Raw genomic sequence first — 24,856 nt, 5'->3', positions numbered from 1 at the left:
CGGGGCCCTGGGAGCCAGTAACCTTGTGCGGGGCGCGTTCGCGTCCCGCACAGACCTCCACCCCGCACCAGGAAGGTGTCTCCACCGTGGAAAACGGCGCCGCCCGGACCGCCCCGGCAGTGATTGTCGCCATCGACGGCCCCTCCGGCACGGGCAAGTCGAGCACCTCCAAGGCAGTGGCCGCGCAGCTGGGCCTCAGCTACCTGGACACGGGCGCGCAGTACCGGGCGATCACCTGGTGGATGGTGAGCAACGGCATCGACCTCACGGACCCGACGGCGATCGCCGCCGTGGCGGGCAAGCCGGAGATCCTCTCCGGCACCGACCCGTCCGCGCCGGCCATCACGGTCGACGGGACCGACGTCGCGGGTCCGATCCGTACCCAGGAGGTCACCTCCAAGGTCAGCGCGGTCAGCGCGGTGCCCGAGGTGCGGGCCCGGATCACCGAGCTGCAGCGTTCGATCGCCGCGGGCGCGGAGGACGGCATCGTCGTCGAGGGACGGGACATCGGTACCACGGTGCTGCCCGACGCCGACCTGAAGATCTTCCTCACCGCCTCCCCGGAGGCGCGTGCCGCCCGCCGCAGCGGCGAGCTGAAGGGCGCCGACGTCAAGGCGACGCGCGAGGCCCTGCTGAAGCGGGACGCGGCCGACTCCAGCCGCAAGACCTCCCCGCTCGCCAAGGCGGACGACGCGGTCGAGGTGGACACCTCCGACCTCACGCTCCAGCAGGTCATAGAGTGCGTCGTCACCCTCGTCGAGGAGAAGCGGGCCGCCAAGTGACCGCACCCTCCGTGAGAGGCGCCGAGATCGGGCGCCGTATCGGCGTCGGCCTGATGTACGGGCTGTGGAAGCCGCGCGTGCTCGGCGCCTGGAAGGTCCCCGCGACCGGCCCGGCGATCCTCGCCGTGAACCACTCGCACAACATCGACGGCCCGATGGTCATGGGCGTGGCACCCCGGCCCACGCACTTCCTGATCAAGAAGGAAGCGTTCATCGGCCCCCTCGACCCCTTCCTGCTCGGTATCGGGCAGGTCAAGGTCGACCGCACGACCACCGACCGCACCGCGATCACCCAGGCCCTCGGTGTCCTCTCGGCGGGCGGGGTGCTCGGCATCTTCCCGGAGGGCACCCGCGGCGAGGGCGACTTCGCCTCGCTGCGCGCGGGGCTCGCCTATTTCGCGGTCCGCAGCGGCGCCCCGATCGTCCCGGTGGCGGTTCTGGGAAGTTCCGAGAAGAGCAGCCGGTTGACCAAGGGGCTCCCGCCGCTGCGCAGCCGGGTCGACGTCGTCTTCGGAGACCCCTTCGAGGCGGGCGACGGCAGCGGGCGACGTACGCGCAGGGCGCTCGACGAGGCGACCACGCGCATCCAGAAGCAGTTGAGCGCCCACCTGGACCACGCCAGGCGTCTGACCGGACGCCCGGAAACCGCCGGGCGCCCCACGGGGCACTAGGCGACACTTGAGTAGTGGATCACCCGATGTGCGGGCGGTCCACCGATCACCACGAATGAACGACGAGGTACGGACTTCATGAACGACCACATCCAGCCCGACGGCTCGGCCGGCCCGGCCGGGCACGAGCACGGGGCGCTTGGCGATGCCGAGTACGCGGACTTCATGGAGCTCGCCGCGGAAGAGGGCTTCGACATCGAGGACGTCGAGGGCGCGATCGACGAGGCGGGCCACGGCCCACTGCCCGTCCTCGCCGTCGTCGGCCGCCCGAACGTCGGCAAGTCGACCCTGGTGAACCGGATCATCGGCCGCCGCGAGGCCGTCGTCGAGGACAAGCCCGGTGTCACCCGCGACCGCGTCACCTACGAGGCCGAGTGGGCGGGCCGCCGCTTCAAGCTCGTCGACACCGGCGGCTGGGAGCAGGACGTTCTCGGCATCGACGCGTCCGTCGCCGCGCAGGCCGAGTACGCGATCGAGGCGGCCGACGCGGTCGTCTTCGTCGTGGACGCCAAGGTCGGCGCGACGGACACCGACGAGGCGGTCGTGCGGCTGCTGCGCAAGGCCGGCAAGCCGGTCGTGCTGTGCGCCAACAAGGTCGACGGCCCGAGCGGCGAGGCCGACGCCTCGTACCTCTGGTCCCTCGGTCTCGGCGAGCCGCACCCCGTCTCCGCGCTGCACGGCCGTGGCACCGGCGACATGCTGGACGCCGTCCTGGAGGCGCTGCCCGAGGCCCCGGCGCAGACCTTCGGCACCGCGGTGGGCGGCCCCCGCCGCATCGCCCTCATCGGCCGCCCGAACGTCGGCAAGTCCTCCCTGCTGAACAAGGTGGCGGGCGAGGACCGCGTGGTCGTCAACGAGGTCGCGGGCACCACCCGGGACCCGGTCGACGAGCTCATCGAACTCGGCGGTATCACCTGGAAGTTCGTCGACACGGCGGGCATCCGCAAGCGCGTCCACCTCCAGCAGGGCGCCGACTACTACGCCTCGCTGCGTACCGCCGCCGCTGTCGAGAAGGCCGAGGTCGCGGTCATCCTGATCGACGCGTCCGAGACCATCTCCGTGCAGGACCAGCGCATCGTCACGATGGCCGTCGAGGCGGGCCGCGCGATCGTCCTCGCCTTCAACAAGTGGGACACCCTCGACGAGGAGCGCCGCTACTACCTGGAGCGGGAGATCGAGACCGAGCTCCTCCAGGTGGCGTGGGCACCCCGGGTGAACGTCTCGGCGCACACCGGCCGGCACATGGAGAAGCTCGTCCCCGCGATCGAGACCGCGCTGGACGGCTGGGAGACCCGGGTTCCGACCGGCCGTCTGAACGCCTTCCTCGGTGAGCTGGTCGCCGCCCACCCGCACCCGGTCCGTGGCGGCAAGCAGCCCCGCATCCTCTTCGGTACGCAGGCGGGCACCAAGCCCCCGCGGTTCGTGCTCTTCGCCTCCGGCTTCATCGAGCACGGCTACCGTCGCTTCATCGAGCGCCGGCTGCGTGAGGAGTTCGGTTTCGAGGGGACGCCGATCCACATCTCGGTCCGGGTGCGCGAGAAGCGCGGCGCCAACAAGAAGAAGTAGTCGCGACAGCGGCGACAACGGGTGAGGGGCGGCTCCTTCGGGAGCCGCCCCTCACCCGTTCGCTCGTTTCCGCTCAGAGCCCCCGGCGTGGCGCGGGCGGCAGGGCGGCCGGGACGTGGACGTGGTGCATGCCCGTGCCCTGCTGCCGCCCGCCCGGCTGCCAGACGGCGGTCGCCGTCGTGGTGTGCCCCGGCGTCACACCGCCGTGGCGCGCGGAGTAGGCCCCCGCACTGTAGGAGCTGAACGACGAGGTGTACGAGGACGATCCGTACCCGCCCGTGCCGTGCGTCAGAGTCCCGAAAGCCGTGAAGCCGAGCTCCTCCTCGCCGTGCCGGTCGCCGGGCAGCGCCCTGAAGGATCTGGCCCACTCGGCGTAGAGCGCGTCGTAGATCGGCGTGGCCGAGGGGTTGCCCTGCGGGTCCTGGGCCGCTCGCGCGGGCGGGATCGGCTGGAGGGACTGGCGGCGGCGGGGGGCGTCGTAGGTGTGCACGTATGTGCCAACGACCCCACCGCCCAACGGATGCGGCCGCCGCGTCGCTTTCGCAGGTCAGCGGGGACCCGGATGCCGCATCCGGGGGACGCTCGACGCCACTCGGAGGGTGCGGGCGGCCGACTGCTCAGCCATGGACGGCCGGCGCCGGCCAGGTGACCGGGGCGGTCGGCACGACCGCGGTTGCCCGCACCCCTGGGGGAGTGCTCACGTACCGGCGAGCGGCATGGCCGCGGCCACCAGCTTCCCGTTGGCCGCGGCCTTGTCCAGCGCGTCGCGCAGCAGGTCCTCGCGGGGCTGCCGGCCGATCGAGCCGACCGGAGCCGCGAACAGCAGCACCTGCTGGTGCTTGTTGGCGGCCGCCCGCCAGCTCTCGGCGACCTGGAGCGCCTGGTGCGCCTGCCACCAGGCGACGGGCGAGCCGCCGCCGGTCCCCGGCTGGAGCACGGCGTGCAGCTGGCCCATGGCGAGCAGCACCGACCAGCCGTACAGCACGGGCGGGACCGAGTGCAGCTGGGTCACCGGCATGAAGCCCTGCTCGATCAGGAGCGGCAGGAAGTCGTCGCCGATGTCGGTCGAACCGGGGCGCACGATGGGGCCGGTCGGTTCGACGACGAGCGCCGGGTGCAACTCGCCGCCCAGCAGGACGAGTCCGCTGGTGACGCCGAGCACGGCCTGCTCCGGGGCGGCCTGGCCGGGCGCGCCGTCGGGGTTGATCGAGCGGACGGCGCCCTGCAGTTGCTCCTCGGTGACCTGCACGACCTGCGAGGGCAGGCAGGTGGCGTGGGCGAAGGCGAGGACGGCGGTCTCGTCGCCGACGAACAGGACGGTGCTGGTGCGCTCCTGTTCCGAGTCGCCCGGTGTGCGGCAGGACGTGCAGTCGTAACTGCCCGGGGTGTTCTCTCCGGCGAGCAGCCGGTCGGCTTCTTCGTCGCCGATCTCGGCGCGTACGTCGTCGCTGACGTCGAGCATGCGCGGCACGGGTGGCTCCTCGGGATGCGGTGCGTGGCGATGCCGGGTGGCTCCCGGCCCATGACGCCGGGGGCCCCGGCTCATGAAGATGACAACGGGCGATCTGTGGCCGGAGTCACGCCCGGAAGCGAACGGAATCGAACCATCCGACGCGCAGGGTGAACTCGGGTGCGGAATCCGTCACTCCCAGCCAACTTGGCCGGGACCCAAGGAAGTTGAACCGGTGAGGTGGGTCACAGGCTGAGAGGACGACTGGTCGACATATCCGGAAATCACGCAATGAAATGGGTGGCCGAAAGTCGCCGATACCCGCGGTAACCATGAACTGGCCTCGAATGACAAGGAGTTGGTTGATATCGGGGCGACCAGCTCCATAGATTCCATCCCCGAGTGCAACGAGCACCACTCGGGCACGTCCGCCGGCCGCACCACACAGTCAGCTTCGAGCACCACCGCCGGCGGACGGGGAGGAGTGCGACGACCGCGTCCTACACGCAGGGAGTCGCACACCGCCTTGGGGGACCCCGGGTGTTTCGAGAGGGAAATACATGTCCGCATGTGCCGACAACACCCGTAAGGTCCGTACGACGACTCGTACGACGGCGGTCCTCGCCGGAGCGGCTCTGCTCGCCCCGCTCGGACTGCTCGCGGCGAGCGGCAACGCCGCCGCGGCCGACAACGGAGTGTGGGACCGCATCGCCAAGTGCGAGAGCGGCGGGAACTGGCACATCAACACCGGCAACGGCTACTACGGAGGACTCCAGTTCTCCGCCGGCACCTGGCGCGCGTACGGCGGAACGGCCTACGCGTCGACCGCCGACAAAGCCTCCAAGGGCGCCCAGATAGCCATTGCCGCCAAGGTCCAGAACGCACAGGGATGGGGCGCCTGGCCCACCTGTTCGGCCCGGGCCGGAGCCTACGGAAGCGCGCCCGGGTCCTCGGGTGGCGGATCGGCCGGAGGATCGGCCGCCACGAAGTCGACACCCAAGTCGGTTTCCAGGCAGGCGCCTTCGGCCACCGCTTCCAAGGCGGCACCGTCGAAGCGGGCGACGGCGCCCGCGCGCGCGTCGGGCCACACGAACCGCGACCTGTCGCGCGGCGGCCACGGCGACTACACGGTCCGCAGCGGCGACACCCTCAGCGGCATCGCGTCCCGGCACGCGACCACCTGGCGGGAGATCTACGCGGCCAACCGGGCGGTCATCGGCGGTGATCCCGACCTGATCGTGCCCGGCCAGCGGCTCGACCTCTGAGCACCGCTTGTCCCGACCCCGGGCACGGGGCCCCGTCCGGTCGTCCGACCGGACGGGGCCCCGTGCCCGGCTGCTTCCCGTGGGGCCGCAGCTGTTCCCTGAGCCCTGATGTGCCGCTGGGAGGCAACCATTCGGCAGGGTCCGCGGTCTCATCACCCAAGAGGTCCACGCGAGCAAGGGACGCCCCGCATGATGACGCCGGTCCCGCGGGCCGCGCGACGGCGCGCCGACGCGGACATCGCCGTGCCCCCGACCGCCGACTGCATCGCCGACTCCGCCGGCGGGCTGACCTTCGACGTCACCGACACCGGCGAGCCGGGCGCCGCGCACCTCGTGCTGCGCCGCCGCGTGGGCCACGAGGAGGTCAGGCTGCCGCTGACCCCCGCCGGAGACGGCCGGCTGCGTGCCGCCCTGCCCAGCAGCGTCCCGCTGCCAGAGGGCCGTTGGGACGCGTACGCGCAGGTGGCGGGCGGTGAACCGCGCCGCCTGGCCCCCGGCGTCAACGACCTGCGCTCACTCGTCGCCCGAGTCCCCGGCGGCGCGCTCGGCCACGTCGCCGTCCGTATCCCCTACGCCTCCGGCTTCCCGGCTCCGCCCGGACAGGAGAGAACCTCGCCCCGGCACGGCCGCCTCATCGTCCGCAGCTGGCTGCGCGCCCCGCACGCGGAGGCGGTCGAACTGAGCGGCGGGGAGCGGGGCCTGGGCGTGAGCGGCCGCGTGTACGGCGTCGGGCTCGCGCCGGACGCGTACGCCGAGGTGTGCCACCGGGACGTCACCGAGGCCCCGCTGCGCGCCGAAGTGGCGGTGGAGCAGACCGGGTTCGGATTCACGGTGGCGTACGACGCCCTGCGGCCCGGCGTCTGGGACCTCTGGCTGCGGCCGACGGGGGAGCGGGGGCCCCGGGTGCGCGTCGCGCGGCTGCTCGACGACATCGCCGACAAGAAGACCGTCCTCCTCCATCCCAGAACCACCGTGCGGACGCCGCACGGCCCGCTGGTGGCGGGCCCCTACTACACGCGGGACAACGACCTCTCCGTGACGGTCACCCCGGCGGACTGAACACCTCCCGCACGCGCCACCGGCTCCCGTCCCCCGGGGACCGCCCTGCGGACGGTGGCCGCCCGCGCGGGCTGGCAGACTCGACGCCATGCTGGAGACATCGGCACGACTGCTGCGGCTGCTCTCGCTGCTGCAGGCCCACCGCGACTGGTCGGGTGCCGACCTGGCGGACCGCCTCGGCGTGACACCCCGCACGGTGCGCCGTGACGTGGACCGGCTGCGCGAGCTCGGCTATCCGGTGAACGCCAGCCCGGGCACCGGAGGCGGCTATCAGCTCGGCGCGGGCGCCGAGCTGCCGCCGCTGCTCCTGGACGACGACGAGGCGGTGGCCGTCGCGGTCGGACTGCGCACGGCCGCCGGACAGGGCATCGAGGGCATCGGCGAGACGTCCGTACGGGCCCTCGCCAAGCTCGAACAGGTGCTGCCGAACCGGCTGCGCCGCAGGGTGAGCACCCTCAACGCCTTCACCGTGCCGATGCTGCGCGGCCCGCAGCCCTCCGATGTCGACCCGGCCGTGCTCACGGAACTCGCCAACGCCTGCCGGGACTCCGAGCGGCTGCGCTTCGAGTACCTCGACCACGGCGGTTCCCCGACCCGCCGCACCGTCGAACCGCACCGCCTGGTGTGCACCGAACGCCGCTGGTACCTGGTCGCCTGGGACGTCGACCGCGACGACTGGCGCACGTTCCGGGTGGACCGCGTCAGGCCCACGCCGCCGCACGGACCGCGGTGCCCACCGCGTACCCCGCCCGCGGACGACCTGGCCGCCTATGTCTCCCGGGGCGTCTCCACGGGCGCGTACGCCGCACGGGCGGTGGTGCGGTTGTTCGTACCCCTGGCGGAGGCGGCCGCGCGGATCTCACCGTCGGCGGGCACGCTGGAGGCCGAGGGCGACGACAACTGCGTCCTGCGTACCGGAGCCGCGAGCCTCGACGTGATGGTGGTCCACGTGATGCTGATGGGCTTCGAGTTCGAGGTGCTCGAACCGGCCGCGTTGACCGAGGCGATCAGAACGGCGCAAGGCCGGCTGTCCCGGGCGCTGGAGCGGGCTCCCGGGGAATCGCCCCGGACGGGGGACGGCACGGGCCGAACACCGGGGACCGGGGGCGGATCCGGGGCGGCGTGACGGCCCGGGATGTGCGGGGGTTCTGTGTCGGAACCGTGCATTTCCTATGCGGCACCGGCTTCCGTGGCACGCGGTGGAATCGGAATACAAAGTGCGGGCCCGGCGCTGGTGCGCGCACTTTCCTCCGTGTTATTCGGAACGGGGCCAGGACGGTCCCGAATTACGTTCGAAGGCGTGCGGTTCATCTACCGAACCGCTCGTACGTGTGACGGAGTTCGGCCGAAACGCGTGTCGTGATCCTGTGACAGAAGTGTGACCGGAGGGGTACGGGTGACACCAGGTCCCCGGTTCGCGCTTCCCCGTGAGGGGCGGGCCGCCTAACGTGGCGGTCATGGCACCCATTCCCACCCCGCCCGCGGAACCCGAGGACAGCCCGGAGACCTATGTCGGGATGGAGGCGAGCAGCGCCGAGCGCCGTGCCCGTGAACACGGCTGGTCCTCGGTGCGCTCGCTCCCGCCCGGCGCGATCATCACCATGGAGTACCGCGTGGGGCGGCTGAACTTCGAGGTCGGCGACGGTCGGGTGACCCGCTGCTGGAAGGGCTGAGACCAGGCCGGTCCCGGCTCCATGGCTGCGGACACCTCGCCCCGGTGGATCCGGGGCCCGGAGCTCGGGGCCCGGGGCCCGGGGAGCTGGGGACCCGGGCACCCGAGATCCCGAAGGTCCAGGAGGGCGAAAGCCGCAAAAGAGTCAAAAGGGTCCTGAGGGATCGACAGGACCGGGGAACCCGAAGGCCGTAGGGCCCGGGAACCGGATCGCGCGAAGGCCCCCGGCTCGGGTGAGCCGGGGGCCTTCGCGTGCGGGGAGGTCGTGCGTACCGGCCCCGCCGTGTTCCCGGGCTCAGCCGCCGGCGGCGGGCCGGGCCGAGGCCGTGGTGGTCGCGGAGCGTGCCGCGCGGTCCGCGTGCGGCGGCCGGCGGCTGCCGGCCGGGGTGACCGGGGTGCGCTCCGAGCGGGCCAAGTGCGGTCCGGGGGCCAGGTAGGCGGGTCCCCGGGACGAACGCGCGGCGGCCACGGTCTCGCGCGCCGGCACCTCTTCGTCCGCGGGGCTGTGCTGCTTGACCAGGACGGGCGCGCCGACCGGGGCGCCGACGGGGACGTCGGCCGGAGCGGGCGCCGTGCGGCCGCGACGGGAACGCCAGGCGTCGCGCAGCGTGAAGATCCCGGTCTCGGCGTGGGCGATCAACGGCTCGCACCAGGGCAGTGCCAGCAGGATCAGCAGGCCGGCGGCCCAGCCCAGCAGCACATCGCTCAGCCAGTGCGTACCGAGATAGACGGTGGTGAGGCCGACCCCGAGCGAGGTCACGGCGGACAGCGCGGACAGCCAGCGCCGCGCCCCCGGGGTCGAGGCCAGATAGGCCAGAATCCCCCAGGTCACCACGGCGTTCGCGGTGTGACCCGAAGGAAATATATCGCCGCCCAGGCCCATCTCGTTCGAGCCGATCGTGATGGCGTAGTGCGGACCGAGGCGGCCCATGCCGAGCTTGGCGGCGCCGACCGTGATGTTCAGGAGCAGCAGCGAGGCGCCCAGTGTCAGCAGCGGGCGGAGGGTGTGCTGCCGCCACGAGCGCCAGCCGAGCCAGGCCGCCACCATCACGGCGGTGGGGCCGCGTTGGCCGAGCACCACGTAGTAGTCGAGGAACGCGTGGATCTCCGGCCACTGTTGATACGGCCGGAAGAACATGACCTGCCAGTCGAACCGGACCAGCCACGAAGTGATCGCCACGGCCCACACGATGGCCACGTAGAAGGCCAGGGTGGCTCCGAAGAGCACAACCCTGTGCCTGCTCATCCTCGGCACATCGATGTGGGCCGGTCGTTCCGGCTCACGGTCCAGCCGGGCGAAGACCCGGTCCAGACGGGTGAGGTTTCGTTCGGTACGCACCCAATCGACGCTACAGCGAGTGAGCTGCGTTCCAGGCCGAATCACTCGCTTTGTGATGACGATGTGATGTGGGATTCCTCTCAGGGCGATGTTTATTTCTAATGATTCGCTAATCCTCGAGGGGGGCGGTCCTGTAATTCCATTGGTCGGTTCCGGGGCCGGTTATATGGCGCTTATTAATTCGTTCACCGAATGCTTGACTGGAATTTTCCGGCTGCTCACCGGCCGTCCGGGGGTCGGTCATGGCGGTCCTGAGCCGTTCAGCCAGAAGGCGCCGTAGGCCGCCGAAGCCGCGGCCACGACGCCGAGAATCGCCGCTGACCTGGACTTACGCAGCCTGGCCAGGGCCACCGCGAGGGGCAGCAGCAGAGGGAAGGCGGGCAGCAGAAGGCGTGGTTTCGAGCCGAAGTAGCCCGAAGCGCACAGGGCGAGCGCGGTGACGATCCCCGAGTACACCAGCAGCGCCAGAGGCTGTCCCTGTCGCACACAGGTGACGTACAGCCAGATCACCAGGGCGACCCCGACGATCAGACCGACGCCGGCGAGGGCCGACGGAAATGACGTGAACTTGTCGCCCACGAAGCGCGCGAAGGCGTATCCGCCGTCGAATCCGTTGCCCCACTGCCCCTGGATGTCGAGATACCCCAGCGGGCCCCTGCCCGTGTGGTGGCCGACCCACAGGACGTAGCCGGCGGCGCCGAGCGGCGCGAGGAGCATGCCGAGGGCGCGTCGCCACCGGGAGGCGCCCTGCGCGGAAGGCGTGCTCCGCTCCCGCACGAACGAGGTGATCGCCGCCACCCAGAGCGCCGCGACCACCGCCGCGCCCACCGGGCGGGTCAGCCCGGCGAGCGAGGCGAGCAGACCCGCCGTCACCCAGCGACCGGTCAGCACCGCGTAGAGCGACCAGGCGGCCAGCGCCGTGAACAAGGACTCGCTGTACGCCATCGACTGCACGATGCCGACGGGCAGCACCGCCCACACGAGCGCGGCGCACACACCGGCACGCCGTCCGTACACATGGTCCGCGACCGCGAAGATCCCCCAGGCCGCGGCCAACGAGGCGAGCGTGGCGACCAGCAGGCCCGCGTCCGCGTACGACAGGGGGGACAGAGCCGCGACGAACCGCTCCAGCCAGGGCAGCAGCGGGAAGAACGCGAGGTTGGAGTGCACGTCGCCGTTGGGCAGCCGGACCTGCCAGCCGTAGCCGAACGAGGCGACCCGGGTGTACCAGAGCGAGTCCCAGCGTGCCGTCAGCAGCGTGTGGGCGCTCTTGCCGTTCGCGGCACTCCACAGGAAGAGGGCGATCAGGCCCAGGGCGCGGACGCCCGCGTACCCGAGGAGGGCTGGTGCGGCGCGGCGCAGCGCGCCCGCACGGGGCGGCGCCGCGGCGGGCGTCTCAAGATCGGTCACGGGCTCGATTATCGACGGCTCACGGAACCGGCCGTCCTCCCGGGGCGTGGGTCGGCACGGCGGGCGTGGCGTACGCCACATGCCAGGCCAGGGGAACGTGAGAGGTCCGCCACGTGGAGCGAAGGGGAACTCGCGTACGCTGGCCGCTCACTCGCCTTGGTCGCGTGCGCCCGGGAAAGCCGTTCCTCCCGCCGCAGCCGCAGGGAGTCCCCACCCAGCGGATCGCCGAACGCGAGGGAACATCTGGGAGGTACGTACATGTCCGGGACGACCACGGCCGACACGTGTCGCCGTCGGGAGACCGGGGCCGGTGCCAACCGCTGGGTCGTCCTTGTGGTGCTGTGCGTCAGCCTGCTCCTCGTGGCTCTCGATGCCACCGTGCTGCACGTCGCGGTGCCCGCCGTCACCGAGGACCTCAAGCCCGGCGCGATAGAGCTGCTCTGGATCGTCGACGTCTACCCGCTCGTCTGTGCCTCGCTCCTCATTCTCTTCGGCACGCTGGGCGACCGGATCGGCCGCAGACGTGTCCTCCTGCTGGGATACGCGCTGTTCGGCGTCGCCTCGGGCGTCGCCGCCCTCGCCGACAGCGCCCAGCTCCTCATCGGGGCCCGTGCCCTGCTCGGCGTCGGCGGCGCGATGATCATGCCCGCCACGCTGTCGATCCTGCGCCAGGTCTTCCCCGACCGGCGCGAGCGGGCGCTCGCGATCGGCATCTGGAGCGCGGTCGCCGCGGTCGGTGCCGCCGTCGGGCCGCTGCTGGGCGGCTTCCTGCTCGAACACTTCTGGTGGGGATCCGTATTCCTGATCAACATCCCGCTGATGCTGATCAGCCTGCCGATCGGGCGGCTGCTGCTGCCCGAGTCGCGCGGCGCGCGCAACGGACCCTGGGATGTGACCGGGGCCCTGATGGCCGCCGCCGGACTCTTCGGGCTGGTCCTCGGGGTGAAGCAGCTCGGTGGGGGCGAGGCACCCTTCGGCCCGTTCACGCTGGCGCCCCTGCTCCTCGGCGCCGCGCTGATGTTCGGATTCGTACGGCGACAGCGGCGGCGCGCGCATCCACTGGTCGATCTGCGGATGTTCTCGCGGCCCGCGTTCAGCACCTCGGTGGGATGCATCGTGCTCGCCATGCTGGCGCTGGTCGGCCTGGAGCTGATCGCCGCGCAGTACCTGCAGCTGGTGCTCGGCCTCTCGCCGCTGGAGACCGGGCTGCGACTGCTCCCGCTCACCTTCGCGGCGATGGCCGCGGGGCTCGTCGGGGCCCGGATGCTGCGCCGGTTCGGGCCGCGCGTGATGGTCTGCTCCGGGTTCTGCGTCACCGCGGCGGCGGTGGTCACGCTCACCGCGATGGGCGGCGACGACAACGCCGGGCTGCTGCTCGTCGGGTTCGTGCTGCTCGGGTTCGGGCTGGAGACGACGCTCTTCGGGGCGTACGAGTCGATGCTGAGCGAGGCACCGCCCGCGCAGGCCGGCGGGGCCGCGGCGATAGGGGAGACCTCGTACCAGTTGGGCGCCGGGATCGGGATAGCACTCCTGGGGAGTGTGATGAACGCGGCGTACGCCCCCGGGCTGTCGTCCGTGCGGGGGGTCCCGGCGGGCGACTCGGCCGCGGCGGGCCACTCGCTGGGCGAGGCCTACGACGTGGCCGCGCGCCTGGGCGGGGCACGGGGGGCCGCCCTGCGGCACGCGGCCCGCGACTCCTTCGTGCACGGGCTGCATGTGACGCTGCTGGTCAGCGCGGGACTGCTGCTGCTGGGCGCGGTGATGGCGCTGCGGTTGCCCCGGGTCATGGAGTGCGAGACGCCCGCGGCGGCGGGCTCGGCCGAGATTCCCGCGCCCCGGCAAGCGTCCGGGTCCCGGGTCTCCGCGTAGCTCCGTCAGGTTTCGCCGGGTCTCGCGGGGTTCCCCCGCTCGCGCGCCGGTGGACCCTGGACGTACGGGACACCGCGTCGTAGCGTCGGCCCCGGAGCCGTTGTGACTAACACTGCTAGTTTTAGTGTGCCGGAGGTACTGCCATGTCCGCGTCCTCGAAGCTGCCGCCCTTCGACCCCGCCGATCCACTGGGCATCGACGACCTGCTGGACGCGGAGGACCTCGCGATCCGCGACACCGTCCGGACCTGGGCCGCGGACCGCGTGCTGCCGTACGTGGCCGAGTGGTACGAGAAGGGGGAGCTGCCCGGGATCCGCGAGCTGGCGCGGGAGCTGGGCGGGATCGGGGCGCTCGGGATGTCGCTGGAGGGCTACGGGTGCGCGGGGGCCAGTGCGGTGCAGTACGGGCTCGCTTGTCTGGAGCTCGAAGCCGCCGACTCGGGGATCCGGTCCCTCGTCTCGGTGCAGGGATCGCTCGCCATGTACGCCATCCACCGCTTCGGTTCCGAGGAGCAGAAGCAGCGGTGGCTGCCCTCTATGGCCTCCGGTGAGGTCATCGGGTGCTTCGGGCTCACCGAGCCCGACCACGGCTCCGACCCCGGCGCCATGCGGACCTTCGCCAAGCGCGACGCCGGGGGCGACTGGGTTCTCAACGGGCGGAAGATGTGGATCACGAACGGTTCGGTCGCCGGGGTCGCCGTCGTCTGGGCGCAGACCGACGACGGGATCAGGGGCTTCGCGGTCCCCACCGACGTGCCCGGGTTCTCCGCGCCCGAGATCAAGCACAAGTGGTCCCTGCGGGCCAGCGTCACCAGTGAGCTGGTCCTCGACGACGTCCGGCTGCCCGCCGACGCCGTACTGCCCGGGGTGCGCGGGCTCAAGGGGCCGCTCAGCTGCCTCTCGCACGCGCGGTACGGCATCGTATGGGGTGCGATGGGCGCCGCACGGGCCAGTTTCGAGGCCGCCGTCTCCTACGCGAAGACACGCGAACAGTTCGGCCGGCCCATCGGCGGCTTCCAGCTCACCCAGGCCAAGCTCGCCGACATGGCCGTCGAACTGCACAAGGGAATTCTGCTGGCCCACCATCTCGGCCGGCGTATGGACGCGGGACGGCTCCGTCCCGAGCAGGTCAGTTTCGGCAAGCTCAACAACGTGCGCGAGGCGATCGAGATCTGCCGGACCGCCCGGACCATTCTCGGCGCCAACGGGATCTCGCTCGAATATCCCGTGATGCGGCACGCCACGAATCTCGAATCGGTGCTCACCTACGAGGGCACCGTGGAGATGCATCAGCTGGTACTGGGCAAGGCGCTCACCGGACTCGACGCCTTCCGGTGAACCGAGCACCGCAGGGCGGGGCCGGTGAGCGGCCCTGCCTCAGCTCTGGTTGAAGAAGCCGTCCGTCTGGCGACCGGCGGCCTCGCCGCTGACGATCTCCGTGTGGGCGGGGGTCAGCAGGAAGACCCGGGTGGCGACCCGCTCGATGGTGCCGTGCAGGCCGAAGGTCAGACCGGCCGCGAAGTCCACCACGCGCTTGGCGTCGGAGGGCTCCATGGCCGTGAGGTTGATGATGACCGGGACACCGTCCCGGAAGAGTTCACCGATGCCGCGTGCGTCCCGGAAGCTGTCCGGGGTGACCGTGCCGATCCGGCGGCCCTTCTCCTCCGCCGTCTCGGACGCGACCTTCACGCGCGGGTCGGTGACCCAGGCATCGCCGGGCTCCTGCCCCTCGGCGTAGTTGTCGTCGTCGTAGTAACGCTCGTCATCGTTGTCGTCGACGAGGCCAAGCCAGGCACTCGCCTTGCGCACCGATCCCATGGACGCCTCCTCTCACAGCGGTCTTTCTTGCTTCCGCATCCCCATGGTCGTCCATGATGCGGATGTCGCGCCAAGTGGATAGACGCCGCGCGGGGGTTTCGTGACGGTACTGGTGCACAGCGAATTCGTCGAGAGCCCGCGTCTCCCAAGGGCCCTGCCGTATACGGCTGCTGACTAAGAGTGAAATATGATTCTCGACGGCGTTCGGGTGACGCGCGGGGCGTACGGGTGAACAGGGTGGTCGATACGATGCCGCAGCTCAACGTCGCACGAGTCACGGGGGAGTGTCGTGTTCGGAATCGTGAGGCCCTGCAGCCACCGGCTCGGTGAAGGGCTCAAGACCCAGTGGATGGCGCATCTGTGCGGGCTCTGCCTCGCGTTGCGCGGGGACCACGGGCAGTTCGCTCGGATCGTCACCAATTACGACGGTCTGCTGATATCGGTTTTGACGGAGGCTCAGGTCGAGCGCGCCGGCGGGGGCCGGCGTACGGCGGGCCCCTGCCCCCTGCGCGGCATGCGGACCGCGTCCGTCGCGCAGGGCGACGGCGCCCGGCTCGCCGCCGCCGTCTCACTGGTACTGGCCTCCGCCAAGGTGCGCGACCACGTGGCCGACGGGGACGGTCTGTTGGCCCGCAGGCCGGTGGCGCTCGCCGCGCGCCGGGTCGCCGCGAGCTGGGGGCGCGCCGGGGCCCGCACCGGATCCGAGGTCGGCTTCGACACCGCCGTCCTGGTCGACGCCGTGGACCGGCAGATCGGCATCGAGACGCTCGCCGGGCCGGGAACACCGCTGCTGACCGTCACCGAGCCGACCGAGTCCGCGACCGCGGCCGCCTTCGCCCACACCGCCGTCCTCGCCGGCCGGCCGGGCAACGCCGCACCGCTCGCCGAGGCCGGCCGGCTCTTCGGACGGCTCGCGCACCTGCTGGACGCCGTGGAGGACAGGGAAACTGACGCCGCGTCGGGAGCCTGGAACCCACTGACGGCAACCGGGACGCCACTCACCGAGGCCCGTCGGCTCGCCGACGACGCGCTGCACGGGATACGGCTGGCGCTGCGCGAGGTCGCGTTCACGGACGGCAGGCTGGCGCACGTCCTGCTCGCGCACGAGCTGTCGCGTTCGGTGGACCGGGCCTTCGGGACGTCGGGGTGCGGGCACGGGGAGCACGACGGTCCGGTAGCGGCGGGCGCCTTCGGGCCACCGGGGCAGGGCGGCCCGTACAACCCGCAGCAGCCGCAGCGTCCGTACGACGGGCGGAATCCCTACGTCGGCGGGGGCGACCCTCTCGGCGGCGGGCCCTCCTTCCGGCCGCCGGGGCCCGGTGGGCGCGGCTTCTGGGCCGGGTGCGCCGCCGCGATCGGACTCTGCTGCACCTGCAAGGTGTGCTGCGCCGACGAGTTCGAGGGGCCGTGGTCCCGGCAGCGGCGCGAGGGCTGGTGCGGCAACTGCGACTGCTCCTGCTGCGACTGCTGCGAGGCCTGCGAGTGCTGTGAATGCTGCAGTTGCTGCGACTGCGGGATCTGAGGGCGCGGGCCGCGACCGCGGACCCGGGCCCCCCGTGGCGGGAAGGGGCGCGCGGTGCCCCGGCGGCGGACGACCGCGCGGGCTCGTCCGCCGCGGGGGCGGCGCAGTGTGTCTCAGTTCTTCTGTTCCGGCGGTGAGATCCGGGACGTGTCGATCGCCGACCCCGTCGTTCCCCACTTCCTCAGGATCTTCGCGTACGTGCCGTCCGCGATCAGCCTGTTCACCGCTGCCTGGAAGGCGGGGGCCAGCGCGGTGTTCTTCTTGAAGGCGAAGCCGACGTCCAGACGGTGGTACTCGTTGAGGAACTTGACGCCCGTCTGGTGCGCGACGGCGTAGCGCAGTCCGTTGATGGTGGACATCACGATGTCGCTGCGGCCCTGTTGGAGCGAGGACCAGATCGCGCCCTGCTCGCTGTAGGTCTGCACCTTGTACGCCTTCTCGCCCGCGTCCGCGCAGACCTTCCTGTTGTCCTCGAGCGTCGCCTCGAACGTCGTCCCCGCGCCGGTCGCGACGTTCAGTCCGCACAGCTGCCGCAGGTCGGTGACGGCCTTCAGCCCGCTGTCCGCGCGGGTGGCGAAGCCCTGGCCGTCGTTGATGTAGGTGACGAAGTCGATCACCTTGCGGCGTTCGTCGGTGACGCCGAAGTTGCTGGCCCCGAAGTCGTACTTGCCGCTGTCGAGCGCCGGCAGGATCGCCTCGAAACTCGCCGACTCGTGCTTCAGGCCGATGCCGAGGGCTTTCGCGACCGCGTCCGCGAAGTCGACGTCCTGGCCCGCGAGCGTCTTCCCGTCCTTGAGATACGCGGTGCCGGGCGGCTGGCCGGAGACGCTGACGGCGACGGTGAGGCCGGTGACCCCGGCGGGCAGCAACCTGGCCGCCGCCTCGTCCTTCTTGACGGCCGAGACGACGTCCGCGGTGGGGATCGCGTCGCTCCCGGCCGCGGCCTGGGCGGTGCCTCCCCCGCCGCCGTCGCCGGAACCGGTGGTACCGGAGCCGCAGGCCGTGAGCAGCAGAGTCGTGGAGGCGAGAAGGGCAAAGGGCGCAAAACGCCTGTTGCGGGTACGCGTGAACGTACGCATGGTGTGGGGTCTCCTGGAGGCGGGGAGCGAAGGAGCGCGGAGGGGTACGGAGAGGGGAGGGGTACGGAGAGGGGAGGGGTGCGCGTGTGAAGGCCTGAGGGGGAGCGGGGAAACGCGGAGGGCGCCCGATTCGGGCGGTCGCGCAGGGGGTCAGCTCAACAGGAAGAGGACCACACTCGACCGAAGTCGATGTGGGAGCGCGTGACCAGCCACTGCTGCGAATGCATGGACCCAAGTGGAACAGGCATCCGTTTCCGCGTCAACTGACTTGAGACGAACGGCTCATAGTGTGGACAGCCTTGACAGTGAGGGGAAACGTCCCCGTACTCTCGGTGCACGGCCCTGCTGAGGGGCTCGGCCGTACGCGCCTCGCGTCACCCGCGTTGACCTGTGTGAAGGCACCCGTGCTCGACTCGATGCATCACGGAGCCTCCGCATGTCCTCGGACACCCTCACCAAGATTCCCGAAGCCGTACCGGACGACACGGCGTCCCTGCGCATCGTCCCGCGGCGCCGTCTCGGCCAGTGGACCGCCGCCGTCGTCGTCCTGGTCCTGCTCGGACTCGCTCTCGACTCCGTCGCCCGCAACGAGGCGTTCCAATGGGGCGTCGTGGGCGACTACTTCACCTCCGCCTCCGTGCTGCGGGGCCTGTGGCTCACCCTCTGGCTGACCGCGGTCGTGATGGTGCTCGGCTTCGCGCTGGGCACCCTGCTCGCCATGTGCCGGCTGTCGGCCAACCCCGTCCTGCGGGCGGTCGGCTGGGGATATGTCTGGCTGTTCCGGTCGATGCCGATCCTGGTGCAGCTGCTGTTCTGGTTCAACATCGGGGCGCTGTACCCGCAGATACTCGGCGTGCGGACGGTGAACCTGCTCGGTCCGGTCACCGTCGCCGTCCTCGGACTGACCCTGCACGAGGCCGCGTACGCCGCCGAGGTGGTGCGCGGCGGCATCCTCTCCGTCGACCGCGGCCAGATCGAGGCCGCACAGGCGCTGGGTCTGAGCCGGTGGCGCCGCTGGTGGCGGATCGTGCTCCCGCAGGCGATGCGCTCGATCGTGCCGCCGGCCGGGAACATGCTGATCGGCACCCTCAAGGGCACCTCCATCGTCAGCGTCATCGCCGTGCAGGACCTGCTCTACTCCACGCAGCTCGTCTACCACCGCACCTACCAGGTCATCCCGCTGCTCACGGTGGCCACCCTCTGGTACGTCGTCGTCACCTCGGTGCTCTCCTTCGGCCAGTTCCACGTCGAGAGGCACTACGCGCGCGGTACGGAGCGCAGCCGATGAGCACGCGTCAGGCGACCACGCATCCGGTGGCCACGCCCTCGGCGACCGCGCGTCCGACGGCCACGCCCTCGGCGACCGCCCAGCCGGAGACCGCGCACCCGGCCGGCACGCATCCGACCGGCACGCACCCGGGGACCACGCACCCGGAGAACGCGGGGCGTCCCGCGCTGGTGATCGTGGGTGGCGGTCCCCGCGGGACCGGTCTCCTGGAGCGGATAGCCGCCAACGCACCGGAGCTGTACGCCGGTTCGGGCCTCGACATCCATCTCGTCGACCCGTATCCGCCGGGCGGCGGCCGTATCTGGCGCGAGGAGCAGTCGCCGCTGCTGTGGATGAACTCCGAGGCCCAGGACGTCACGATGTTCACCGACGAGACGGTGGACATGGCGGGGCCGGTCCTGGCCGGCCCCACGCTGCACGAGTGGGCCGCCCTCGACGGACGGGTCTTCGCCGACCGGCAGCGGCAGGGCGCGTACCTGCGCTGGGTGTACGAGCGAACGGTGGCCGCCCTGCCGCCGGGCATCACGGTCCACCACCATCCGTGCCGGGCCCTGCGGGTCGACGAAGGACACGACGGGCGTCAACCGGTGTGGCTGGAGGGCCGCACGCACCCGCTCCGCGCCGACCTCGTCGTCCTCACCCTCGGTCACCTCGACGCCGAACTCGACGCCGAACAGAGGGAACTGGCCGCGTACGCCCGCGCGCACGACCTGGTCCACCTGCCGCCGGACTTCACCGCCGACAGCGACCTCGCGGCGCTGAGACCGGGCGAACCGGTTCTCGTCCGCGGCTTCGGGCTCGCCTTCGTCGACCTGATGGTGCTGCTCACCGAGGGGCGCGGCGGACGGTACGAAGGGGAGACCTATCTGCCCTCCGGACGCGAGCCCGTTCTGTACGTCGGCTCCCGGCGCGGCGTCCCCTACCACTCCAAGATCGGTTACGCCTGGACGGGCGAACGGCCGCCGCTGCCACGGTACTTCGGGCCTGCCCAGGTCGGTGAACTGCTCGCCCGCCCCGGCGGGTTCGACTTCCGGCGGGATGTGTGGCCGCTGGTCGAGAAGGAGCTGGGGTTCGCGCACTACCACCGGCTGTTCACCGCCCACCCCGAGCGCACGCGGATCACCTGGACCGACTTCGAGGAGAAGTACGGGACCGGGGACGGCCCCGAGATCCAGGCCCTGGTGGCCTCCGCCGTGCCCGACCCCGCCGACCGGCTCGACCTCGCCGCACTGGACCGCCCGCTGGACGGAGTGCGTCACACCTCGTACGAGGCACTCCAGGCCGGACTGCGCGCCTACATCGAGGACGACCTGACCAGACGTCACGACCCCGCGCACAGCGCCGACTCGGCGGTTTTCCTCGGACTGCTCTCGGTCTACGGGCAGTTGGTCAGGCTCGGTGACATCGGTTCCTGGTGGCACGGCTTCTTCAGCTTCCTCGCCTCGGGGCCGCCCGGACCGCGGCTGCGCCAGATGCGGGCCCTGTCACGGGCCGGAATCCTGCGGTTCCTGGGCGCTGACATGACCGTCACCGCCGCCGAGGGCGTCTTCCGGGCGGGCAGTGCCACCGTGCCCGGCGCGACGGTCGAGGCCCGGGCCCTCGTCGAGGCGCGACTGCCGCACCCCACGGTCGAGCGGACCCGCGACACGCTGCTGCGCGAGCTGTACGCCGAAGGGGCCGCGGCCACCCCGGAGGGGCTGCTCGCCGTCGACCCCGCCGACGGCAGGGTCCTGGACCGCTCCGGTGTCCCGCACCCCCGGCGCTTCGCGCTCGGCCCGCACACCGACGCCCGGGGCTCGGGCGCGTTCACCCGGCCGCGTACCGGCGGCCCGGCGTTCCGGCAGAACGACGCGACGGCCCGGGCCGCGCTGGTGTTCCTGCGCGACCTCGCCTGCCGCCCCGTCTCCTGACCCCGTCCCGCCCTCTTCCCCGTTCCTTCCCGTCCGTGTCTTCCCATCCGTCCCCTCCCACCCGTCAGGAAACGCCCGATGAGCGCATTGCCCGGCAAGGACGAGCCGGCCGCCGGCCGCCTCATGGTGGACATCAAGGCCGTGTACAAGAGCTTCGGTTCGCTGGAGGTGCTCAAAGGCGTCGACCTGGAGGTGCGCGCCGGCGAGGTCGCCGTCGTCCTGGGACCGTCCGGCTCCGGCAAGTCCACCCTGCTGCGCACGATCAACCACCTGGAGAAACCGGACCGGGGTGTGATCACCGTCGACGGCGCGCTCGTCGGCTACCGGCGCTCCGGCGACAGACTGTACGAACTGCGCGAGCGCGAGATCCTCGGACAGCGCACCCGGATCGGCTTCGTCTTCCAGAACTTCAACCTCTTCCCGCACCTCACGGTGCTGGACAACATCGTCGAGGCGCCGGTCTCCGCGCTGAAGCGTCCGCGCGAGGACGCCGTCGAGGCGGCACGGGGGCTCCTCGACCGGGTCGGGCTCGCCGACAGAGCCGACGCCTACCCCGGGCAGCTCTCCGGCGGACAGCAGCAACGGGTCGCCATCGCACGGGCGCTCGCCCTGGAGCCGAAGCTGCTGCTCTTCGACGAACCGACCTCGGCGCTCGACCCCGAGCTGGTCGGGGAGGTCCTCGACGTCATCAGGGACCTGGCGCACCGGGGCACCACGATGATCGTCGTCACGCACGAGATCGGCTTCGCGCGCGAGGTCGCCGACACCGTCGTCTTCATGGACGACGGACGGATCGTCGAGCGGGGCACCCCCGGCGACGTACTGGACCGGCCGCGGCGGGAACGGACCCGGGCGTTTCTCTCCAAGGTCCTCTGATGTCTTTCGAGCTATTTCAGGGCTATTTGAGCCTTCTGATCTCTTTATGGCCACGCATGGATTCGGGTAAGGGAAGGTGTCATTCATATGACCGCACCGCACGGCCGGGGGCTGCTGCACCTGGCCGCCGCCGTCGATCAGCGGGGGTCCTTCGACGCCGCCGCGTACGTCGAGCCGGCGCGACTCGCGGAGCGTGGCGCGCTCGACTTCGTGACGCTCGGCGGAGCCTTCGCGCACCCCGGCCCCGACACGCTCGGAGTGCTCGCCCGGGTCGCGCCCGCCACCCGCCGGATCGGTCTCGTACCGACCGTGTCCGGCACCCGCACCGAGTCCTGCCATGTCCACGAGGCGGTGGCGACCCTCGACTGGATCAGCCGCGGCCGGGCCGGCTGGCAGTCCGGCGGGCCCACGGACGAGTACGAGGACGCGTACGACGCGTACGAGGATGAGGATGAGGCCCGGTTCCGGGCCGACGGGGAAGGCGACGCCGGCGCGGGCACTGGCGTTGGCGCGGGTGACGGCGTGACCGGCGGCTTCGGCGGCCGGGACGGGCCGCACCGCGTCGACTTCCGGGGCAGCACGTTCTCCGTGACGGGTCCCTCGATCGAGCCGCGCCCTCCGCAGGGCCACCCCGTCCGGGTCGTGGACGCCACCGGGAGCTCCACCCGCCGGACCGCGGCCCGGTACGCCGACGTGGCACTCCTGCGGGTCACCGGTCCGGCGCAGGCCCGCGCCCTCAGGGCCGAACTCCGCGATGCCGCGGCTGAGTCCGGCCGCGCCCCCGGCACGCTGAGAGTCCTCGGCGCGCTCACCGTCGACCTCGGTGACGGGGAACGCGCGGCCGAGCCCGGCCACGGCGGCGGCGGTCCCCGGCACACCCCGCAGGGCCCGCTGTACCGGGGCGGTCCCGTCGGCCTCGCCGAACTCATCGCCGTCTGGCACGAGTCCGAGGCCGTCGACGGCTTCCACCTGACCCCGGTCGAGCCACGCCGTGACCTGGAACGGCTCGTGAACGGAACGGTGGCGCTGCTCCAGCACCGCGGTCTGTTCCGCACCTTCTATCCGGGAAGCACGCTCAGGGAGCACCTTCGACTGGCCCGGCCCGCAGGCCGGTACGCCGTGACCGGGGGAGCGTCATGACCGTACGGACGCGCGGCAGGATCCATCTGGCGGCGCATCTGCCGGGCGGTGGGAGCCTCGTCGCAGGGACCGGCGCGTACGAGGGCCGGCGGACCGGCGCGTACGAGGGTCCGCAGATCGATCCGTACGCGGGCCCGCGGAGCGACTTCGCCTCCTTCGCACACCTGGCGCGCACCGCCGAGCGCGGCCTGTTCGACTTCCTCCTCCTCGCCGAGAGCCCGCGACCGCGCGAACACCGGGGAACGACCTGTGATCCGGATGTCGTCGGACACCCGGAGCCGCTGACCGTTCTCCACGGGCTCGCCGCCGTCACCGAGCGGCTCGGGCTCGCCGCGGCGGTCGGCGCGGCCCTCGACGAGCCGTACGGGCTCGCCCGCAGACTCGTCACGCTGGACCACCTCAGTGCCGGCCGCGCCGCCTGGGCCACGGTCGCCTCCCGCGACACCGTGCCCGGCGAGGGCCTCCGGCGTGACGGCGTCCCGGAACCGCCCGCTCGTCGCCGAGGAGGTTCCCGCCCCCCTCGGACGGCGGAGTCCGCTCTCGGGCGTTCCGCCGAATTCGTCGAGATAGCACGGGAGTTGTGGGACTCCTGTCCACCGGAGGGCGGCCCGCGCCCCTCGGGCCGCCGGCGCCGGCGTGTCGACGTCGCGAGCGGGTTCGGCGTGCCGCGCTCGCCGCAGGGGCACCCCGTGATCATCCAGGCCGACGACTCGGACGGGGGACGGGAGTTCGCCGCGTCCACCGCGGAGGTCGTCATCACGCGGCACCGGACACCGGAGGCGGGCCGGGAGTTCCGCGCGGACATGGAGAGGCGGCTCGCGACGTACGGGCGCGCTCCCGGCGACCTGAAGATCATGCCCGCCGTGACCGTGGTGCTCGGCGACACTGCCGCCGAGGCGAGGGAACGGGCCGCCGACCTGCACGGCCAGGGGATTCCGGCGCGGAACGCGACCGTCGCGCCGTGGGAGGTCCGGCGCACCGGCCCGTACGTCCCCGACGGCCCTCTTTCCGAGGCCTACGGACGGCCCTCGTACGTCGGCACCCCGGAGGCGGTCGCCGCCGAGCTGGACGCGTTCGTGACCGCCGGCGCCGCCGACGGCTTCGTCCTCGTCCCCCGTCCGGCCCCCGGCGGACTCGACGAGTTCGTCGACCGGGTGGTCCCGCTGCTCCAGGAGCGGGGCGCCTTCCGCACGGAATACACGGGTACGACGCTCCGCTCACACCTCGGGTCGGTGCGGCCCCTGTGGAAAGGTTGATCACATGACGACGGACGCATCCGAGGACTGGAAGCAGTGGCACGAGCACCGCATCGAGACGGTGTCGGCGCCCTACGGCCCGCTGGCGCTCACCGGCACGCACTGGCTGGAGGATTATCCGGACGGGCGACTTCCGGACATCCCCGGGCGGTGGACCGCCGAGGAGGAGGACGTCGTGCTGACGGCCGCGCCCGAGGACGGCCTCAGCGTGGACGGCGAGCCCTTCACCGGCGAGGTCCGGCTGGTGGCGGACGTGGGCCCGGCGGCCGGGGCCCGCGTCGGGACCGGCGAGCGCCGCTTCGTCGTCCTGGTGCGCGAAGGAGTCTGGGGCGTACGCGACTTCGACCCCGCCGCTCCGACGCGGACGGCGTTCAAGGGCATCGAGGCGACACCGTACGATCCGCGCTGGTCGGTGCCGGGGCACTTCACGCCGTACGGCGAGAGGCGCACCGTACGGGTGGAGAACGCGGACGGGCAGACGCGCGGACTCGAACTCGGCGGCATCCTCGCCTTCACCCTGGACGGCGCGGATCTCACGCTCCAGGTGTCGGTCGAGAGCGACGGCTCGCTGTGGGCCGTGTTCGCCGACGCCACCAGCGAGGACGGTAGTTATCGCTTCCGGTTCCTGCGCCCCGCGGCGCCCGACGGCGAGGGGCGCACGACCGTGGATTTCAACCGCGCCGTGCTTCCGCCGTGCGCGTTCGCCGACCACTTCGTCTGCCCCTTCCCGCCTCCCGGCAATACGCTGGGCGCGGCCGTCGCGGCGGGGGAGCGCACGCTGAGCTGAGCGGGGGGAGCGGGGATGGGGGAGCGGGTGCGGGAGAGCGGGCAGCACCCCGGTCCGCACGGATTCCGCGCCATCGTGCCGGGAGAGATCAACGCCCC

22 protein-coding genes are annotated in these 24,856 nt (G+C 71.9%); 16 read left to right on the top strand and 6 right to left on the bottom strand.

Annotated features, from left to right (window positions below; translation table 11 throughout):
• Positions 1-86: 86 nt before the first annotated feature.
• The 3 genes from cmk to der all read left to right on the top strand — a co-directional run bounded on the left by cmk (position 87) and on the right by der (position 3,019).
• On the top strand, positions 87-782 hold the full coding sequence (gene cmk, locus OHB41_RS12715) for a (d)CMP kinase (RefSeq protein WP_266698079.1): 696 nt from the start codon (positions 87-89) through the stop codon (positions 780-782).
• Positions 740-1,453 (top strand): lysophospholipid acyltransferase family protein, encoded by a 714-nt coding sequence (locus OHB41_RS12710; protein ID WP_266698077.1) that lies wholly within the window; start codon positions 740-742, stop codon positions 1,451-1,453. Before cmk ends, OHB41_RS12710 begins: the two co-directional genes overlap by 43 nt.
• Positions 1,454-1,531: 78 nt before the next feature.
• Positions 1,532-3,019: a ribosome biogenesis GTPase Der gene (der, locus tag OHB41_RS12705; protein ID WP_266698075.1), complete on the top strand. Its 1,488-nt coding sequence runs from the start codon at positions 1,532-1,534 to the stop codon at positions 3,017-3,019.
• Between the two features lie 73 nt (positions 3,020-3,092).
• On the opposite strand, the gene OHB41_RS12700 is transcribed toward der, so the two are convergent.
• Entirely contained in the window at positions 3,093-3,509 is a 417-nt protein-coding gene (locus OHB41_RS12700; protein WP_266698073.1) for a hypothetical protein, read from the bottom strand.
• Between the two features lie 207 nt (positions 3,510-3,716).
• Entirely contained in the window at positions 3,717-4,490 is a 774-nt protein-coding gene (locus OHB41_RS12695; protein WP_266698071.1) for a DUF8842 C-terminal domain-containing protein, read from the bottom strand.
• A gap of 539 nt (positions 4,491-5,029) precedes the next feature.
• Between OHB41_RS12695 and OHB41_RS12690 the strand changes: the two genes are divergently transcribed.
• The 4 genes from OHB41_RS12690 (at position 5,030) to OHB41_RS12675 (ending at position 8,466) form a co-directional block, all read left to right on the top strand.
• Positions 5,030-5,734 (top strand): transglycosylase family protein, encoded by a 705-nt coding sequence (locus OHB41_RS12690; RefSeq protein WP_266698070.1) that lies wholly within the window; start codon positions 5,030-5,032, stop codon positions 5,732-5,734.
• Between the two features lie 192 nt (positions 5,735-5,926).
• The gene (locus OHB41_RS12685) at positions 5,927-6,793 is read left to right on the top strand and encodes a hypothetical protein (RefSeq protein ID WP_266705823.1); all 867 of its coding nucleotides are present in this window, start codon (positions 5,927-5,929) and stop codon (positions 6,791-6,793) included.
• Between the two features lie 88 nt (positions 6,794-6,881).
• Positions 6,882-7,919 (top strand): helix-turn-helix transcriptional regulator, encoded by a 1,038-nt coding sequence (locus tag OHB41_RS12680; protein ID WP_266698069.1) that lies wholly within the window; start codon positions 6,882-6,884, stop codon positions 7,917-7,919.
• Between the two features lie 331 nt (positions 7,920-8,250).
• Positions 8,251-8,466 carry an I78 family peptidase inhibitor gene (locus tag OHB41_RS12675; RefSeq protein WP_266698068.1) on the top strand — a complete coding sequence of 72 codons (216 nt, stop codon included), beginning with the start codon at positions 8,251-8,253 and terminating at the stop codon, positions 8,464-8,466.
• Between the two features lie 294 nt (positions 8,467-8,760).
• On the opposite strand, the gene OHB41_RS12670 is transcribed toward OHB41_RS12675, so the two are convergent.
• Positions 8,761-9,804 (bottom strand): phosphatase PAP2 family protein, encoded by a 1,044-nt coding sequence (locus OHB41_RS12670; RefSeq protein ID WP_266698066.1) that lies wholly within the window; start codon positions 9,802-9,804, stop codon positions 8,761-8,763.
• 240 nt (positions 9,805-10,044) lie between these two features.
• Positions 10,045-11,214 carry a glycosyltransferase family 39 protein gene (locus OHB41_RS12665; RefSeq protein WP_266698065.1) on the bottom strand — a complete coding sequence of 390 codons (1,170 nt, stop codon included), beginning with the start codon at positions 11,212-11,214 and terminating at the stop codon, positions 10,045-10,047.
• A gap of 258 nt (positions 11,215-11,472) precedes the next feature.
• On the opposite strand from OHB41_RS12665, the gene OHB41_RS12660 reads away from it, so the two are divergent.
• Together OHB41_RS12660 and OHB41_RS12655 are read left to right on the top strand one after the other, a co-directional pair.
• Complete coding sequence (locus OHB41_RS12660) at positions 11,473-13,083, top strand: MFS transporter (protein WP_266698063.1); 1,611 nt, start codon at positions 11,473-11,475, stop codon at positions 13,081-13,083.
• 143 nt (positions 13,084-13,226) lie between these two features.
• The gene (locus tag OHB41_RS12655; protein ID WP_266698058.1) at positions 13,227-14,420 is read left to right on the top strand and encodes an acyl-CoA dehydrogenase family protein; all 1,194 of its coding nucleotides are present in this window, start codon (positions 13,227-13,229) and stop codon (positions 14,418-14,420) included.
• Between the two features lie 39 nt (positions 14,421-14,459).
• Here OHB41_RS12655 and OHB41_RS12650 read toward each other — a convergent pair whose 3' ends face one another.
• The gene (locus OHB41_RS12650) at positions 14,460-14,900 is read right to left on the bottom strand and encodes a cell division protein SepF (RefSeq protein WP_266698056.1); all 441 of its coding nucleotides are present in this window, start codon (positions 14,898-14,900) and stop codon (positions 14,460-14,462) included.
• Positions 14,901-15,189: 289 nt separating this feature from the next.
• On the opposite strand from OHB41_RS12650, the gene OHB41_RS12645 reads away from it, so the two are divergent.
• The gene (locus OHB41_RS12645; protein ID WP_266698041.1) at positions 15,190-16,422 is read left to right on the top strand and encodes a DUF5685 family protein; all 1,233 of its coding nucleotides are present in this window, start codon (positions 15,190-15,192) and stop codon (positions 16,420-16,422) included.
• A gap of 113 nt (positions 16,423-16,535) precedes the next feature.
• Here OHB41_RS12645 and OHB41_RS12640 read toward each other — a convergent pair whose 3' ends face one another.
• Positions 16,536-17,501 carry an ABC transporter substrate-binding protein gene (locus OHB41_RS12640; protein ID WP_266698040.1) on the bottom strand — a complete coding sequence of 322 codons (966 nt, stop codon included), beginning with the start codon at positions 17,499-17,501 and terminating at the stop codon, positions 16,536-16,538.
• Positions 17,502-17,937: 436 nt separating this feature from the next.
• On the opposite strand from OHB41_RS12640, the gene OHB41_RS12635 reads away from it, so the two are divergent.
• From OHB41_RS12635 to OHB41_RS12610, 6 genes are all read left to right on the top strand, one after another.
• A complete protein-coding gene (locus tag OHB41_RS12635) occupies positions 17,938-18,789 on the top strand; it encodes an amino acid ABC transporter permease (RefSeq protein ID WP_266698038.1) in 852 nt (283 codons plus the stop codon).
• Positions 18,786-20,699 (top strand): FAD/NAD(P)-binding protein, encoded by a 1,914-nt coding sequence (locus OHB41_RS12630; RefSeq protein ID WP_266698037.1) that lies wholly within the window; start codon positions 18,786-18,788, stop codon positions 20,697-20,699. The genes OHB41_RS12635 and OHB41_RS12630 overlap by 4 nt, the downstream gene beginning before the upstream one ends.
• A gap of 123 nt (positions 20,700-20,822) precedes the next feature.
• On the top strand, positions 20,823-21,575 hold the full coding sequence (locus OHB41_RS12625; protein ID WP_266705821.1) for an amino acid ABC transporter ATP-binding protein: 753 nt from the start codon (positions 20,823-20,825) through the stop codon (positions 21,573-21,575).
• An 87-nt stretch (positions 21,576-21,662) separates the two neighbouring features.
• Positions 21,663-22,715 (top strand): LLM class flavin-dependent oxidoreductase, encoded by a 1,053-nt coding sequence (locus tag OHB41_RS12620; protein WP_266698035.1) that lies wholly within the window; start codon positions 21,663-21,665, stop codon positions 22,713-22,715.
• Positions 22,712-23,971: an LLM class flavin-dependent oxidoreductase gene (locus tag OHB41_RS12615; protein WP_266698034.1), complete on the top strand. Its 1,260-nt coding sequence runs from the start codon at positions 22,712-22,714 to the stop codon at positions 23,969-23,971. The genes OHB41_RS12620 and OHB41_RS12615 overlap by 4 nt, the downstream gene beginning before the upstream one ends.
• Before the next feature lie 4 nt (positions 23,972-23,975).
• On the top strand, positions 23,976-24,758 hold the full coding sequence (locus OHB41_RS12610; protein ID WP_266698033.1) for a DUF1684 domain-containing protein: 783 nt from the start codon (positions 23,976-23,978) through the stop codon (positions 24,756-24,758).
• The last annotated feature ends 98 nt before the right edge of the window (positions 24,759-24,856 follow it).

Source organism: Streptomyces sp. NBC_01571 (genome assembly GCF_026339875.1).
Lineage (GTDB): Bacteria > Actinomycetota > Actinomycetes > Streptomycetales > Streptomycetaceae > Streptomyces.
Note: the sequence above shows the minus strand (reverse complement) of the source record. Positions and strands in the feature narration are given on the sequence as shown.

Coding starts and splice junctions, on each gene's coding strand:
- der (WP_266698075.1), top strand. CDS start 1,532: ATGAACGACCACATCCAGCCCGACGGCTCGGCCGGCCCGGCCGGGCAC.
- OHB41_RS12690 (WP_266698070.1), top strand. CDS start 5,030: ATGTCCGCATGTGCCGACAACACCCGTAAGGTCCGTACGACGACTCGT.
- OHB41_RS12685 (WP_266705823.1), top strand. CDS start 5,927: ATGACGCCGGTCCCGCGGGCCGCGCGACGGCGCGCCGACGCGGACATC.
- OHB41_RS12680 (WP_266698069.1), top strand. CDS start 6,882: ATGCTGGAGACATCGGCACGACTGCTGCGGCTGCTCTCGCTGCTGCAG.
- OHB41_RS12675 (WP_266698068.1), top strand. CDS start 8,251: ATGGCACCCATTCCCACCCCGCCCGCGGAACCCGAGGACAGCCCGGAG.
- OHB41_RS12660 (WP_266698063.1), top strand. CDS start 11,473: ATGTCCGGGACGACCACGGCCGACACGTGTCGCCGTCGGGAGACCGGG.
- OHB41_RS12655 (WP_266698058.1), top strand. CDS start 13,227: ATGTCCGCGTCCTCGAAGCTGCCGCCCTTCGACCCCGCCGATCCACTG.
- OHB41_RS12650 (WP_266698056.1), bottom strand. CDS start 14,900: ATGGGATCGGTGCGCAAGGCGAGTGCCTGGCTTGGCCTCGTCGACGAC.
- OHB41_RS12640 (WP_266698040.1), bottom strand. CDS start 17,501: ATGCGTACGTTCACGCGTACCCGCAACAGGCGTTTTGCGCCCTTTGCC.
- OHB41_RS12635 (WP_266698038.1), top strand. CDS start 17,938: ATGTCCTCGGACACCCTCACCAAGATTCCCGAAGCCGTACCGGACGAC.
- OHB41_RS12630 (WP_266698037.1), top strand. CDS start 18,786: ATGAGCACGCGTCAGGCGACCACGCATCCGGTGGCCACGCCCTCGGCG.
- OHB41_RS12625 (WP_266705821.1), top strand. CDS start 20,823: ATGGTGGACATCAAGGCCGTGTACAAGAGCTTCGGTTCGCTGGAGGTG.
- OHB41_RS12620 (WP_266698035.1), top strand. CDS start 21,663: ATGACCGCACCGCACGGCCGGGGGCTGCTGCACCTGGCCGCCGCCGTC.
- OHB41_RS12615 (WP_266698034.1), top strand. CDS start 22,712: ATGACCGTACGGACGCGCGGCAGGATCCATCTGGCGGCGCATCTGCCG.
- OHB41_RS12610 (WP_266698033.1), top strand. CDS start 23,976: ATGACGACGGACGCATCCGAGGACTGGAAGCAGTGGCACGAGCACCGC.